The 14,022-nt window shown below is 65.5% G+C and carries 11 protein-coding genes; 6 read left to right on the forward strand and 5 right to left on the reverse strand.

What is annotated here, in order from left to right; translation table 11 throughout:
* Window positions 1-97: 97 nt before the first annotated feature.
* The 4 genes from E4L96_RS07275 to E4L96_RS07290 all read left to right on the forward strand — a co-directional run bounded on the left by E4L96_RS07275 (window position 98) and on the right by E4L96_RS07290 (window position 6,075).
* The gene (locus tag E4L96_RS07275; RefSeq protein WP_135206549.1) at window positions 98-1,696 is read left to right on the forward strand and encodes an ABC-F family ATPase; all 1,599 of its coding nucleotides are present in this window, start codon (window positions 98-100) and stop codon (window positions 1,694-1,696) included.
* 38 nt (window positions 1,697-1,734) lie between these two features.
* Window positions 1,735-2,877 carry a quinolinate synthase NadA gene (gene nadA, locus E4L96_RS07280; RefSeq protein ID WP_370660732.1) on the forward strand — a complete coding sequence of 381 codons (1,143 nt, stop codon included), beginning with the start codon at window positions 1,735-1,737 and terminating at the stop codon, window positions 2,875-2,877.
* On the forward strand, window positions 2,874-3,764 hold the full coding sequence (nadC, locus tag E4L96_RS07285) for a carboxylating nicotinate-nucleotide diphosphorylase (RefSeq protein WP_135206550.1): 891 nt from the start codon (window positions 2,874-2,876) through the stop codon (window positions 3,762-3,764). Before nadA ends, nadC begins: the two co-directional genes overlap by 4 nt.
* Window positions 3,765-3,933: 169 nt before the next feature.
* The gene (locus tag E4L96_RS07290) at window positions 3,934-6,075 is read left to right on the forward strand and encodes an alpha-amylase family glycosyl hydrolase (RefSeq protein WP_135206551.1); all 2,142 of its coding nucleotides are present in this window, start codon (window positions 3,934-3,936) and stop codon (window positions 6,073-6,075) included.
* A 15-nt stretch (window positions 6,076-6,090) separates the two neighbouring features.
* On the opposite strand, the gene E4L96_RS07295 is transcribed toward E4L96_RS07290, so the two are convergent.
* The 3 genes from E4L96_RS07295 to nadB are packed head-to-tail and all read right to left on the reverse strand — an operon-like array spanning window position 6,091 to window position 9,445.
* The gene (locus E4L96_RS07295) at window positions 6,091-6,924 is read right to left on the reverse strand and encodes an NAD-dependent protein deacetylase (RefSeq protein ID WP_135206552.1); all 834 of its coding nucleotides are present in this window, start codon (window positions 6,922-6,924) and stop codon (window positions 6,091-6,093) included.
* The gene (locus E4L96_RS07300) at window positions 6,921-7,826 is read right to left on the reverse strand and encodes a DMT family transporter (RefSeq protein ID WP_135206553.1); all 906 of its coding nucleotides are present in this window, start codon (window positions 7,824-7,826) and stop codon (window positions 6,921-6,923) included. The genes E4L96_RS07295 and E4L96_RS07300 overlap by 4 nt, the downstream gene beginning before the upstream one ends.
* Window positions 7,823-9,445, reverse strand: coding sequence for an L-aspartate oxidase (gene nadB / locus E4L96_RS07305; RefSeq protein WP_135206554.1), 1,623 nt, complete (start codon window positions 9,443-9,445; stop codon window positions 7,823-7,825). The genes E4L96_RS07300 and nadB overlap by 4 nt, the downstream gene beginning before the upstream one ends.
* A gap of 154 nt (window positions 9,446-9,599) precedes the next feature.
* On the opposite strand from nadB, the gene E4L96_RS07310 reads away from it, so the two are divergent.
* Window positions 9,600-10,991 carry a TIGR03013 family XrtA/PEP-CTERM system glycosyltransferase gene (locus E4L96_RS07310; protein WP_135206555.1) on the forward strand — a complete coding sequence of 464 codons (1,392 nt, stop codon included), beginning with the start codon at window positions 9,600-9,602 and terminating at the stop codon, window positions 10,989-10,991.
* 9 nt (window positions 10,992-11,000) lie between these two features.
* The gene (gene prsR / locus E4L96_RS07315) at window positions 11,001-12,356 is read left to right on the forward strand and encodes a PEP-CTERM-box response regulator transcription factor (protein WP_135206556.1); all 1,356 of its coding nucleotides are present in this window, start codon (window positions 11,001-11,003) and stop codon (window positions 12,354-12,356) included.
* 3 nt (window positions 12,357-12,359) lie between these two features.
* Here prsR and E4L96_RS07320 read toward each other — a convergent pair whose 3' ends face one another.
* Window positions 12,360-13,100: a tetratricopeptide repeat protein gene (locus E4L96_RS07320; RefSeq protein ID WP_135206557.1), complete on the reverse strand. Its 741-nt coding sequence runs from the start codon at window positions 13,098-13,100 to the stop codon at window positions 12,360-12,362.
* Window positions 13,101-13,104: 4 nt separating this feature from the next.
* Window positions 13,105-13,896 (reverse strand): hydrolase 1, exosortase A system-associated, encoded by a 792-nt coding sequence (locus E4L96_RS07325; RefSeq protein WP_135206558.1) that lies wholly within the window; start codon window positions 13,894-13,896, stop codon window positions 13,105-13,107.
* Between the last annotated feature and the right edge of the window lie 126 nt (window positions 13,897-14,022).

Consider the following 14,022-nt stretch of genomic DNA (forward strand, 5'->3'; position numbering starts at 1 on the left):
GTGTGGGGGCGGGGTACGTCCCCGGGGTGGGTGGGGGCGGGGGCAAAGTGGTAGAATCGAGGGTTAATCAAATCCTCGCATTCAAAGGCAATTCACTGTGCTTTCTACGGCCAATATCACTATGCAATTCGGCGCCAAGCCGCTGTTCGAGAATATCTCGGTCAAGTTTGGCGAAGGCAACCGCTATGGCCTGATCGGGGCCAACGGCTGCGGCAAGTCGACCTTCATGAAGATCCTCGGCGGCGACCTCGATCCGAGCGCCGGCAACGTATCCCTCGACGTCAACGAGCGTCTCGGTAAGCTGCGCCAGGACCAGTTTGCGTACGAAGACATGCGCGTGCTGGACGTGGTCATGATGGGTCACACCGAGCTGTGGGCGGCGATCCAGGAACGCGACGCGATCTACGCGAACCCGGAAGCGACCGACGATGACTACATGAAGGCCGCCGAACTGGAAGGCAAAGTGGCCGAGTACGACGGCTACACCGCGGAAGCGCGCGCCGGCGAGCTGCTGCTCGGCGTGGGCGTGGAGATCGGCCTGCACCAGGGCCCGATGAGCAACGTGGCTCCGGGCTGGAAGCTGCGCGTGCTGCTGGCCCAGGCCCTGTTCTCGAACCCGGACATCCTGCTGCTGGACGAGCCGACCAACAACCTCGATATCAATACCATCCGCTGGCTGGAGGATGTGCTCAACGAGCGCAACTCCACCATGATCATCATCTCCCACGACCGCCACTTCCTGAACCAGGTGTGCACGCACATCGCGGACATGGACTACGGCACGCTGAAGATCTACCCGGGTAACTACGACGACTACATGCTGGCGTCGACCCAGGCCCGCAACCAGCAACTGGCCAACAACGCCAAGGCGAAGGAGAAGGTCGCCGAGCTGCAGGACTTCGTGCGCCGCTTCTCGGCCAACAAGTCCAAGGCCCGCCAGGCGACCTCGCGCCTCAAGCAGATCGACAAGATCAAGGTCGAGGACATCAAGCCGTCCTCGCGCGCCTATCCGTTCGTGCGCTTCGAAGGCGAGAAGAAGCTGCACCGCCTGGCCGTGGAAGTGGATTCGATCTCCAAGAAGTACGACCGCCAGATCTTCAAGAACTTCTCCATCCTGGTGGAAGCGGGCGAGAAGATCGCAATCATCGGTGCCAACGGCGCCGGTAAGACCACGCTGCTGCGCTCCATCGGCGGGGACCTGTGCGGCCTGCATCCGGATTCGGGCCTGGTCAAGTGGGCGGAAAACGCCAACGTCGGCTACATGCCGCAAGACCCGACCGAGGAATTCGCGAGCGACACCTCGCTGACCGACTGGATGAGCTACTGGACCAAGGAAGGCGATGACGACCAGGCCGTGCGCTCGATCCTGGGCCGCCTGCTGTTCGGCGGCGACGAGGTGAAGAAGTCGGTGCGCGTGCTGTCCGGCGGCGAGAAAGGCCGCATGATGTACGGGAAGCTGATGCTGGGCCGTCATAACGTGCTGCTGATGGACGAGCCGACCAACCACATGGACATGGAATCCATCGAGTCGCTCAACATCGCCCTGGACAAGTACGCAGGCACGCTGATCTTCGTGTCGCACGACCGCGAGTTCGTGTCCTCGCTGGCCAACCGGATCATCGAGATCAAGGACGGCGAAGTGATCGACTTCCGCGGCAACTACGAGGACTACCTGCAAAGCCAGGGCATCAACTAAGAATCAATCAAGAAGCAACGAAGCTGAAAGGGGGCGCCATGGGCGATCTGAACGCCGTACCTTTGAAAGACGTCGAATACGAAAAGCCGCAGGATGGGCAAAGCTGCACCGCCCATGCCTGGGCGCGCACGCCGGCGCCCGTCGCGCCGCACGAAAAGGTCGAACTGAAGGAGCGCATCAAGCGCTTGCTGAAGGAGAAGGAAGCGGTTCTCGTCGCCCACTACTACGTGGACGCGGACCTGCAGGACCTGGCCGAGGAAACCGGCGGTTGTGTCTCCGACTCGCTGGAGATGGCGCGCTTCGGCCGCGATCACCCGGCCAAGACGCTGGTGGTGGCGGGCGTGCGCTTCATGGGCGAGACGGCCAAGATCCTCTCGCCCGAAAAGACCATCCTGATGCCGGACCTGGACGCGACCTGTTCGCTGGACCTGGGCTGCCCGGCCGACGAATTCGCGGCCTTTTGCGACCAGCATCCGGACCGCACGGTGGTCGTCTACGCGAACACCAGCGCCGCGGTGAAGGCGCGGGCGGACTGGATGGTCACTTCGTCGATCGGCCTGGATATCGTCGAGCACCTGCACGCGCAGGGCAAGAAGATCCTGTGGGCGCCGGACAAGCACCTCGGCTCCTACATCCAGAAGAAGACGGGCGCGGACATGCTGCTGTGGCAGGGCTCCTGCATCGTGCACGATGAGTTCAAGGGCATCGAGCTCGATCTGCTGAAGGCCGAGTACCCGGATGCGAAGGTGCTGGTGCACCCCGAGTCTCCGGCGGCGGTGGTGGCGCAAGCGGACGTCGTCGGCTCGACCACCCAGATCATCAACGCGGCGCAGACCATGGATGCGAAGCGCTTCATCGTCGCCACCGACAACGGCATCCTGCACAAGATGAAGATTGCAGCGCCGGGCAAGGAGTTCATCGAAGCGCCGACCGCCGGCAACAGCGCCACCTGCAAGAGCTGTGCGCACTGCCCGTGGATGGCGATGAACGGCCTGCGTAATCTGGCGGAGGTGCTGGAGTCGGGCCGCAACGAAGTCTTCGTCGACCCGGCCATCGGCAAGCAGGCGGTGCGCGCCATCGATCGCATGCTGGACTTTGCGGCGGCCAAGAAGGCCAAGGCTCTGCCGACGGCGGGCCTGGAGCAGGAAGCCAAACTCTTTCAAGGAATCGGACCGGCATGAGCAAGCTGCGCAACCCGTACGCTGAATTTTCCGAAGCGCTGCAATCGGCGTTCGAACAGAACCTGCTGGCGGCGCTGCTGGAAGACGTGGGCACTGGTGACCTCACCGGCAAGCTGATTCCGGACGATGTGCGCGTGCAGGCGCGCGTGCTGGTGCGCGAGGGCGCGGTCCTGTGCGGCGCGCCATGGTTCGAGGGCGTGATGCGCGCGGTGGACCAGGATACCGAGGTCTCCTGGCACTACGCGGAAGGCGACCGCATGACGGCCAACAGCGTGGTCTGCACCATCGAAGGTACGCCACGTTCGCTGTTCACGGCGGAGCGTTCGGCGCTGAACTTCCTGCAGCTGCTGTCCGGCGTGGCCACCAAGACGCGCGAGTATGTCGACGCGATCGAGGGCACGCGGGCGAAGATCCTCGACACCCGCAAGACGCTGCCCGGCCTGCGCCAGGCGCAGAAGTATGCGGTGCGCGTGGGCGGCGGGGAGAATCAGCGCATGGCGTTGTACGACGGGATCCTCATCAAGGAGAACCACGTCGCCGCAGCGGGTGGCGTGACCAATGCTTTGCGCGCAGCGCAGGCCTTGAACGCCAACGTGTCGATCCAGATCGAGGTCGAAACGCTGGCGCAGCTGGAGGAAGCATTGAGTGCCGGCGCCACCTCCATCCTGCTCGATAATTTCGACACGGACCGGATGCGGGAAGCAGTCCGCATCAACGCGGGCCGCGCGCTGCTCGAAGCCTCGGGCGGCATCAACAAGGACACCGTGCGCGCCATCGCCGAAACGGGCGTGGACCGCATCTCGATCGGCAGCCTGACCAAGGACGTGCGCGCGACCGATTATTCGCTGCGGATCATCGCGTCCGGGGCAGTTCCTGTTGTAGCCTAACTACAGCGCGGCGCAATCGTTTTCTCATCCTGCAACCGGTTTGATGTAGTCGACTACTCTGGAAGTGTAGTCACCTTTTCGATTGGTGTGGTAGTCAAACTACCGCATACTTTTTCTGGCCGGGCTCGCACCCGGCTGGAAAACATAACCTTCGAAAAGGACCACACTCATGGAGACAACACGACGCGCGCTCGCATGCGCCGCGGTGGCCTGTGCCGCCGCGAGTCTGGGGCAGACCGCACTCGCATCGCCGGACACCAGCGTGTCCAACAAGCAGGGCTTCAACACCGATGTGATCTACCAGATCGTGACCGACCGGCTCAAGGACGGGAACACTGCGAACAATCCCACGGGATCGGCCTTCAGCTCCGGCTGCACCCAGCGCAAGCTGTATTGCGGCGGTGACTGGGCGGGCATCACGGCCAAGATCAACGACGGCTACCTCACCGGGATGGGCATCACCGCGATCTGGATCTCGCAGCCGGTCGAGAACATCACGGCGGTGCTGAACTACTCGGGCACCAATAGCACCGCCTACCACGGCTACTGGGCGCGCGATTTCAAGAAGCCGAACCTCGCCTTCGGCACGCTCACCGACTTCACGAACCTGGTCAACGCCGCTCACGCCAAGGGTATCAAGGTGATCATCGACTTCGCGCCGAACCATACCTCGCCGGCCTCGCAGTCCGATTCCACATTCGGCGAAAACGGCAAGCTGTATGACAACGGCTCCCTGATGGCCAGCTACTCGTCCGACCCGAACGGCTACTTCCACCACAACGGCGGCACCGATTTCTCGACGCTGGAGAGCGGCATCTACCGCAACCTGTTTGATCTCGCGGACCTGAACCACAACAAGACCCAGATCGACGCCTACTTCAAGGCCGCCATCAAGGTCTGGCTGGACCTGGGGATCGATGGCATCCGCTTCGACGCGGTCAAGCACATGCCGTTCGGCTGGCAAAAGAACCTGATGGCCTACATCCACGGCTACAAGCCGGTGTTCTCGTTCGGCGAATGGTTCCTGGGCGTGGGCGAAGTCGACCCGGCCAACCACTATTTTGCGAACCGCAGCGGGATGAGCTTCCTGGACTTCCAGTTCGCGCAGAAGGTACGCCAGGTGTTCAAGGACGGCAGCGCGGACATGACGGCGCTGAACCAGATGATCTCGGACACGTCGACCCAGTACAACCAGGTCAACGACCAGGTAACCTTCATCGACAACCACGACATGGCGCGCTTCCAGGCGGCCGGCGTCAGTGGCCGCAAGCTGGAACAGGCAGTCGCGTTCACGCTCACGTCGCGCGGCGTTCCGGCCATCTACTACGGCACCGAGCAGTACATGCAGGGCACCGGGGACCCGGACAACCGGGCGATGATGACGTCCTTCTCGACCACCACCACGGCCTACAAATTGATCAAGGCGCTGGCGCCGCTGCGCAAGTCCAATCCGGCCATCGCGTACGGCAGCACGGTGCAGCGCTGGGTGAACAGCGATGTCCTGATCTTTGAGCGCCAATTCGGCACCAACGTGGCAGTGGTGGCGATCAACCGGAACCTGAGCGTGGCGCAGCCGATCAGCGGCTTCTTTGCCGCGCTGCCGGCGGGGACGTACACGGACGTGCTAGCGGGGCTGGGACTCGGCGGGAACAGCATCACGGTGAATTCCAGCGGCGCCGTTTCCAACTTCACGCTGGCGGCGGGCGCGGTGGCGGTGTGGCAGTACGCGGCGCCGATCACGACGCCGCGCGTGGGCCACGTTGGTCCTGCGATGTCCTATCCGGGCAAGACCATCACCATCGATGGCCGCGGCTTTGGCGCAACCAAGGGCACGGTGATGTTTGGCGCGACCGCCGTCACGGGCGCGAATATCCTGTCGTGGGAGGATACGCAGGTCAAGGTGCTGGTGCCGTCAGTGGCGGCGGGCATGTACGGCGTGAGCGTGAAGAACGCGAGCGCGGTGGCCAGTAACGTCATCAACAACATCGAGATCCTCAGCGGGCCGCAGGTGGCGGTGCGCTTCGTGGTTAACAACGCGACCACGGTCTCGGGCGAAAACGTCTTCCTCACCGGGGACAAGTGGGAGCTGACCAACTGGAGTGCGACGGCGCCGCTCGGGCCGATGTTCAATCAGGTGATGTACCAGTATCCGTCCTGGTACACGGATGTCAGCGTGCCCGCCGGGGCGACCATCAGCTACAAGTTCCTGAAGAAGAGCTCCAACCCGACGGTGTGGGAAGGCGGCTCCAATCACACCTTCGTGGCGCCAGCCTCCGGCACCGCAACGGTGAACGTGAACTGGCAGCCGTGATGGCCGGCGATTAGGCTAGGGCACGCCCGCGCCGAGCAGGTCTGCCAGCTGGGGCAGGGCCTGTTCGGCGGGCGCCTCGATCTTCAGCGACAGCAAATCGTCCGCGCGCATGCGGCCGACGTTGATGGCGGCCACCGGCTTGCCCGCGGCGGCGGCGTTGCGCGCGAAGCGGTAGCCGGAGAACACCACCATCGAGGATCCGACCACCAGCAGGGCGTCGGCTTCCTCCAGCCGCTGCAGCGCGGCGCGCGTGGTCTCGGGCGGGACGCTGTCACCGAAAAAGACGACGTCCGGCTTGAGCATGCCGCCGCAGTGCGGGCACCAAGGCGGCTCGAAGGTGTCGAGGGCATCCGGCTCCACGTGGGCGTCGCCGTCCGGCGCAGGCTGGGCGAGCACGTTGGCGAGGTCCGGGTTGCGCTCTTCGAGGATGGTCTGCACGGCGGCGCGGGGGAGCAGGGCGCGGCACTCGAGGCAGATCACGCGGTGGATGTTCCCGTGCAGTTCCACCACGCCCGCGCTGCCGGCGGCGCTGTGCAGGCCATCCACATTCTGGGTGACGATGGGTTGCAGCTTGCCGCTGGCCTGGAGAGCGGCGAGCGTGCGGTGCGCGGCGTTGGGCTGGGCGAGATGCATGGTCTTAAAGCCGACCATGCTGCGCGCCCAGTAGCGGCGGCGCACCGCTTCGAGCTTGCGGAACTCGGGGCCCTGGATGGGCATGCGGCCCTTGCGCACGCCGTCCTTGTCGCGGTAGCCGGGTATGCCGGAAGCGATGCTGATACCGGCGCCCGTCAGCACCAGCACATCGCGGTGGCGGTGCAGGAATTCGGCCAGCTGTTCAACGGTGCTCATTTTTTCGACGACAGGACAATGCCCCCGACGATCGCGAGGAATGCCAGTGCATGATACAGGTGCGGCGCCTCGCCCAGGAATGCGGACGACAGCAGGGCTGCAAACAGCGGTGTCAGATTAGCGAAGAAGGCGCCGGCGCTGGGGCCGGCCTCCTGCACTCCGGCACCCCAGCAGCGGAAGGCCACGATGGCGGGACCAATGGCGACGTAGGCGAGGCCCGCGAGCACCCCGGCATTCCACCTCATGTGCGCCGGCGCGACCGTCCATTCAATGGCGCTGAACAGCGCGGACCACAGCACGCCGTACAGCACCTGCGCGAACAGGAAGGCACTCCAGCTGGCGCGCAGTTCGGGCGGGTCCTTCGGCTGCAGCAGGATCCAGGTGTAGAACGACCAGGCAATGGTCGCGCCTATCATGAACAGGTCGCCCGGAACCAGGTGCAGTTCGCGCAGCAGCTGGATGTCACCGCGGCACAGCACCACCAGCACGCCCGCGATGGAGAGCAAGGCGCCCGCCATCTGGCGCCCGCTCACCGCGACGCTGAAGAACATGCGGCCAACGAGCATCATCCACACCGGCATGCCCGCGGCGACCAGCGTGACGTTGATGGGCGTGGAGGTGTGCAGGGCAAGGTACTGCAGGGAGTTGTACAGGCCCACGCCGAACAGGCCAAGCACGGCGTAGCGTTTCCACTGCGTCCAGATGGCGCCTCCAGCGTCGGCTCGCAAGATGCGCCAGCCCAATGGCAGCAGGACCACCAGCGCGATCGTCCAGCGCAGCAGGTTGAGCGTCATCGGCGGGACGGCATCGCGCAGCAGGCGCCCGACGATGGCATTGCCCGCCCACAGCAGCGGCGGGATGGTCAGCAGCAGGGCAGTGGACGGGGTGAGCTTGTGATTCAACGGCGCCGGGGTGGTGTCAGGACGCTGGGCAGGGCCTTGGGCAAGGTATCGGGATAGTCGCGCGAGAAGTGCAGGCCGCGGCTCTCGTGCCGCGACAGCGCGCTGTTGACGATCAGCGATGCGACATCGACCAGGTTACGCAGCTCCAGCAAATCATGGGTGATGCGGAAGTTGCGATAGTACTCGTCGATTTCTTCCTTGAGAAGGGCGATCCGGTTGGCCGCGCGCTGTAACCGTTTGGTGGTGCGCACGATGCCCACGTAGTTCCACATGAAGCGCCGCAGCTCGTCCCAGTTGTGGGCGATGACCACTTCTTCGTCGGCGTCGGTGACGCGGCTCTCGTCCCACTCGGGCAGGCCGCGCGCCGCGGCGTGCTCCTTGGCGGCGATGTCCTCGGCGCAGGCGCGCCCGATCACCACGCATTCCAGCAGCGAATTGGAGGCCAGGCGGTTGGCGCCATGCAGGCCGGTGCAAGCCGTCTCGCCGACGGCGTACAGGTTGGCGATGTCGGTGCGGCCGGCGAGGTCGGTGACGATGCCGCCGCAGGTGAAGTGCACCGCCGGGACCACCGGGATCGGCTCTTTTGAAATGTCGATGCCGAGTTCAAGGCAGCGCGCGTAGATGGTCGGGAAGTGCTCCTGCAGGAACGCCGGCGACTGGTGGCTGATGTCCAGGTGGACGTAATCGAGGCCGCGCTTCTTCATTTCGAAGTCGATGGCGCGGGCCACCACGTCGCGCGGGGCCAGTTCGGCGCGCGGGTCGTGGTCCGGCATGAAGCGGCGGCCCGCGTCCTTGCCTGCTTCCGGCGGGAGCTTGAGCAGGCCGCCTTCGCCGCGGATCGCTTCCGTGATCAGGAAGGATTTCGCAAACGGGTGGTACAAGCAGGTCGGGTGGAACTGGATGAACTCCATGTTGGACACGCGGCAGCCCGCGCGCCACGCCATGGCAATGCCGTCGCCGGTGGCGGTGTCCGGATTGGTCGTGTACAGATAGACCTTGCCGGCGCCGCCCGTGGCCAGCACGGTGTGCTGCGCTTCGAATGTCAGTACGTGGCCGGTTTTTTCGTCCTGCACGTAGATGCCGTGGCACTGCGGGCGCTGCGGCAAGGTGGCGCCGCCTTCGCGCGCGGCCAGCTTGTCCGAGGTGATCACGTCGATCGCGCAGTGGTGCTCGAACAGGGTGATGTTCGGGTGCGCGCGCACCTTCTGTTCCAGCGTGACCTGCACCGCGTGGCCGGTGGCGTCGGCGGCGTGGATGATGCGGCGCTGGCTGTGGCCACCTTCGCGGGTCAGGTGGAAGCCCAGTTCCGCGCTGGCGTCGCGGGTGAAGGGGACGCCCTGGGCGATCAGCCATTCGATGGCGGCGCGCCCGTGTTCGACGATGTAGCGGGTGGCGCCTTCGTCGCATAACCCGGCGCCGGCGATGAGGGTGTCCTCGATGTGCTGGTCATGGCTGTCGCCGGAATCGAGCACCGCGGCGATGCCGCCTTGTGCCCAATTGCTGGCGCCATCAAGCAGCGCGCGTTTGGAAATGATGGCGACCGTGCGGGTTTCGGCCAGGTGCAGCGCGACCGACAGACCGGCCAGGCCGCTGCCGACGATGGCAACGTCGAATTTCATGGTTCGGTGGATGAAGTCAGAACGACAAGCCAACACTATAGTCGATTTGAATGTTGCGCGTCAGGCCGGGGTTTGTTGGCGCGGCTGTTTGGTTCTTGTCAAAGTTGGCCCCCTTCGGGTCCGCCAAGATGGGCGGGTGCCTGCAGGAGGGTCCATGATCCGCATCTTCAATCACTACGTTTCCAAGATGGCCTTCTTGCTGCTGCTGCTGGAGCTGGGCATCTTGCTGTCGGCGACCATCCTGGCGGGCGAACTGCTGCCGCCGCGCCACCATCATCCGGGCCACGTCGGCGGCCGCTACCTCACCAGCATCGCGTTCACGGTTGTCATTCTGTTCAGCATGAGCGCCCTCGGGATGTACCAGCACACGCTGCGCGCGGGCGTGCGCTCGACGCTCATTCGGCTGATTCCTTCCTTCGCCCTCGGATTCCTGCTGATGCACGCGCTGATCATGCTGCGGCCGGACATGTATATGGGGCGGGCCTCGATTGGGCTGGTGTTCGCGATCGGGGCCACGGGTGTCACGCTCACGCGCATCATTCTGGTGCGTTCGGCGGCATCGTCGTTCATTGGTCCGCGCCTGCTTTTCGTGGGCGGCGGACCGCTGGCGCGGGACTGCATCGCGCAGGTGGCGGCGCGCACGGGTGCCCATCCGTCGCGTGTGGTGGGCTGCGTGCAGGTGGAGGGCGAAGAGGTCTGCGTGCCGGAGGAGATGATGCTGGCGCAGGGCGAACCGCTGCTGGACATGGCGCGCCGGCACGGCGTGACCGAGATCGTGGTCGCGCTGGCGAACCGGCGCGGCGGACAGTTCCCGGTCCACCAGCTGCTCGAATGCGCGCTGCGCGGCATGCGCGTGATCGACGCTGCCACATTTTTCGAACGTGAGGCGAGTCAGATCCGTATCGATTCGCTACAACCGAGCTATCTCATTTATGGCGGTGGATTCGATCAGAGCTTCTGGCGCGCCTTCGTCAAGCGCGCGTTCGATCTGGCGGCCAGCCTCGTGATCCTGATATGTGCGCTGCCGGTGATGCTGCTGGCGGCCCTCGCGATCTGGTTCCAGGATGGCGGTCCGGTCTTCTATTCGCAGGAACGGGTGGGCCGCGACGGGCGGGCGTTCCGGGTGCTCAAGTTCCGCAGCATGCGCATCGATGCGGAAGCCGCTGGCACGCCCACCTGGGCCGCGCAAAACGACCCGCGCGTGACGCGCGTGGGACGCATCATCCGCGCGCTGCGGATCGACGAGCTGCCGCAGATCCTCAACGTGCTGCGTGGCGAAATGAGTTTCGTCGGGCCGCGGCCGGAGCGAGCCTACTTCGTCGAGCAGCTGGCGGCGCACGTTCCCTATTACGAGATCCGGCACCGGATCAAGCCGGGCATCACCGGGCTGGCGCAGGTGCGCTACCACTATGGCGCATCGGTCGATGACGCCATCAAAAAGCTGCAGTACGACCTTTACTACGTGAAGAACAACAGCCTGTTCCTGGACATGCTCATCCTGATCGATACGGTCCGGGTGGTCCTGTCGGGGAACGGCGCGCGCTGAGGAGGCACGATGGGACGCAAAAAGCTGCTGGTGGTGGAAGACGATGTCGGGCTGCAGAAGCAGCTGCGCTGGTCGCTCTCGGACTACGAGGTGATCGTGGCCGGCGACCGGGAAACGGCGGTGGCGCAGATCCACCGCCACCGGCCCGGCGTGGTGACGCTGGACCTGGGCCTGCCGCCCGATCATGATGGCGCCAGCGAAGGCCATGCGACGCTGCAGCAGATCCTCGCAGTGGCACCGGAAACCAAAGTGATCGTCCTCTCGGGGAACCAGGACCGGGCCAATGCGCTCAAGGCCGTGGCCATGGGCGCCTACGATTTCCAGCAGAAGCCCGTGGACATGCAGGTGCTGCCGTTGGTGATCGAGCGCGCGTTCACGCTGTTCGAGATGCAGGAAGAGAACCGGCGCATGCTGCAGATCCAGAGCGATTCGCCGCTGGCTGGCATCGTCACGCGCGACCCGGGCATGCTGCAGCTGTGCCGCAGCGTCGAGAAGGTGGCGCCCACTACGGCGACCGTGATGCTGCTGGGGGATTCGGGCTGCGGCAAGGAGCTGATTGCGCGCGCGCTGCACCGCATGAGCGGGCGGCAGGATGCGCGCTTCATCGCCATCAACTGTGCATCGATTCCCGAGCAGCTGCTGGAGAGCGAATTGTTCGGGCACGAGAAGGGCGCCTTCACTGGCGCCGCCCAGCAGACGCTCGGCAAGATCGAACTGGCCAACGGTGGCACCTTCTTCCTCGACGAGATCGGGGATATGGCGCTGCCGCTGCAGGCCAAGTTGCTGCGCTTTCTGCAGGAGCGCGTGATCGAGCGGGTGGGCGGGCGCACGGAGATTCCGGTGGACGTGCGGATCGTCTGCGCGACGCACCAGGATTTGCAGGCGCTGGTGCAGGACGGCCGCTTCCGGCGCGACCTGTTCTACCGCCTCAGCGAGATCGTGCTCACCATTCCGCCGCTGCGTGAGCGCACCGGGGACCGTGCGCTGCTGGCGCATCACTTCAAGAACCGCTTCTGCGTGACCGAGAGCCGGTCTACCTTGAGCTTTTCGGAGGAGGCGCTGCGCGTGATCGAGCAGTACGACTGGCCGGGCAATGTGCGCGAGATGGAAAACTGCATCAAACGCGCGGTGATCATGTGCGATGGACCGCAGATCACGCCGGCCGACCTGGGGCTGCCGCAGATGGAAAGCGGCGAGGAGCCGGTCAACCTGCGCCAGGTGCGCGACGCGGCGGAGTACAAGGTGATGGTTACGGCGCTGGCGCGGGCCGACGGGAACATCGTCAAGGCCGCGGAGCTGCTGGGGGTGAGCCGCCCCACGCTGTATGACCTGATGAACCATCACGGCATCAGGCGGCTCGGGTAGGGACTATTCCTGGAGGTCCGGCGGCGCTTCGGCGCCGCGCGCGGCCTCCGCTTCTTCCTTCGGTTTGGCGGCGACGGCGGGCAGCGGACGGGCGGCCTCCCCATCTTCCTTCGGTTTGACGGTGACGGCCGGCAGTGGGTGGCCGGCATCGGCCAGTTTGTTGCGCAGGCCGGGCAGCGGGAAGCCCAGCCGGTACGCTTCGCTCGCATGCGCGGCGGCGCGCGCCCAGTCCTTCTTCCGTACGCAGAGCAGGCCCGCGTTGTAGTGCGAGCGGGCGTCGTTCGGGTCCGAGGCGATCACCTTTTCCAGCTGGGCCAGCGCATCCTCGTCGCGGCGGGTGGCAAGCAGGAAGTCGGCATACACCCGGCGCACTTGCGTGTCGGCCGCGGAAAAACGCAGGGCGCGGTCGAAATAGCATTCGGTGGAATAGCGGGCACCGTGCGGACGCGGGTTCTGCTCACGGATCGACAGCCGGACCAGCGCCGCGAGCGCGCGGTGGTGATTCGGGAAGTGCTCGAGCGTGTAGCCGAGGTCTCCGCCCAGCGGGCCGGAGGCGCCGTGCCGGAGGCTTTCCACGTCGGCGGTGAAGTGATAGGCCTCGACCACTTTGAGCCGGTCCGCGGCCTGCGGGTCGGTGTAGTCGCCGCCGCTTTGCGGGACGGTGACGGCGCCGCAGTCGCGCACCGGCGTGGAGGGAACGGACGAGGTGGCCGCGGCGGCGGCGATCAGCAGGGCTGTGAGCATAGGGTCACCATGAAACGATCCAGTTGGCGCTCGCCTCGGCGACCTGGTCCCGCCAGGCGCGCGAAGCAAAGCTGTGGCCCGCCGCGGGGATGTCGATGCGCTGGCAGTCGACGTCGTTGCGGGCAAGGAGGGCGGCAAAATCCTGCGCCTGGCGGTCGGCCCCGCCGAGGATGACGAGGGTGCGGCCGTCGAAGCAGTCGAGGCTCGCCATCAGGCGCTGGGCCAGCGTGGCGGCGGGGTCGTGCGCGGTGCGGCGCATCTGCTGGCGGATGTGGGACATGGCCTGGGCCATGTCCAGGCTGCGCGAGGCGATGTTGCGCCAGAATTCGAGCTCGCCGACGCGTGCTTGCTCGGTGCGTCCGCCGTGGGCCACTTCGGGATCGGTAGACCAGGGGTTGAGCAGGATCTGGCCGCACACGCGGGCGTCGGTGCAGGCATAGAGCGCCGCGGCGGTACCCGCGTCGCCGATGCCCCAGATGACGATTTCTTTCAATTCCGGCACGTGAATGAAAAATTCTTTCACGGCGGCCGCGATGTCGTCGCCGATAGCGTCGAAGCGGCGCGCGGAACATTCGCTGTCGCCGCAGCCGCGGTGGTCGAAGCGCAGCACCGGAATGCCGCGCGCGGACAGGCTGCGCGAAATCAGCGTGTGGTGGCGGTGGCTGCCGGTGCGGTATTGGCCTTGCTCGGTCACGATCAGCATGCCGCGTGCCAGCGGCCGTTCGGGCACGTCGAGCACGCCGAACAGGCAGCAGTGGGCGCACATGAAGCGCAGGGCGCGTTGCTGGGTATTCATATGCGCTCCGGGGCGGCAAAGCGCGTGGTCGCGTCCAGCAGGGCGGGCGAGTCGGCGATCGCGCGGGTGGCCCAGAATGCCGGGCCGGCCACGTGGTGGAAGCGCAGCGTGGTGTCGGGCCAGCGG

The organism is Zemynaea arenosa, assembly GCF_004614185.1.
In the GTDB taxonomy this organism is placed as follows: domain Bacteria; phylum Pseudomonadota; class Gammaproteobacteria; order Burkholderiales; family Burkholderiaceae_D; genus Telluria; species Telluria arenosa.

Coding starts and splice junctions, on each gene's coding strand:
- E4L96_RS07320 (WP_135206557.1), bottom strand. CDS start 13,100: ATGCTCACAGCCCTGCTGATCGCCGCCGCCGCGGCCACCTCGTCCGTT.
- E4L96_RS07310 (WP_135206555.1), top strand. CDS start 9,600: ATGATCCGCATCTTCAATCACTACGTTTCCAAGATGGCCTTCTTGCTG.
- E4L96_RS07290 (WP_135206551.1), top strand. CDS start 3,934: ATGGAGACAACACGACGCGCGCTCGCATGCGCCGCGGTGGCCTGTGCC.
- nadA (WP_370660732.1), top strand. CDS start 1,735: ATGGGCGATCTGAACGCCGTACCTTTGAAAGACGTCGAATACGAAAAG.
- nadC (WP_135206550.1), top strand. CDS start 2,874: ATGAGCAAGCTGCGCAACCCGTACGCTGAATTTTCCGAAGCGCTGCAA.
- E4L96_RS07325 (WP_135206558.1), bottom strand. CDS start 13,896: ATGAATACCCAGCAACGCGCCCTGCGCTTCATGTGCGCCCACTGCTGC.
- nadB (WP_135206554.1), bottom strand. CDS start 9,445: ATGAAATTCGACGTTGCCATCGTCGGCAGCGGCCTGGCCGGTCTGTCG.
- prsR (WP_135206556.1), top strand. CDS start 11,001: ATGGGACGCAAAAAGCTGCTGGTGGTGGAAGACGATGTCGGGCTGCAG.
- E4L96_RS07295 (WP_135206552.1), bottom strand. CDS start 6,924: ATGAGCACCGTTGAACAGCTGGCCGAATTCCTGCACCGCCACCGCGAT.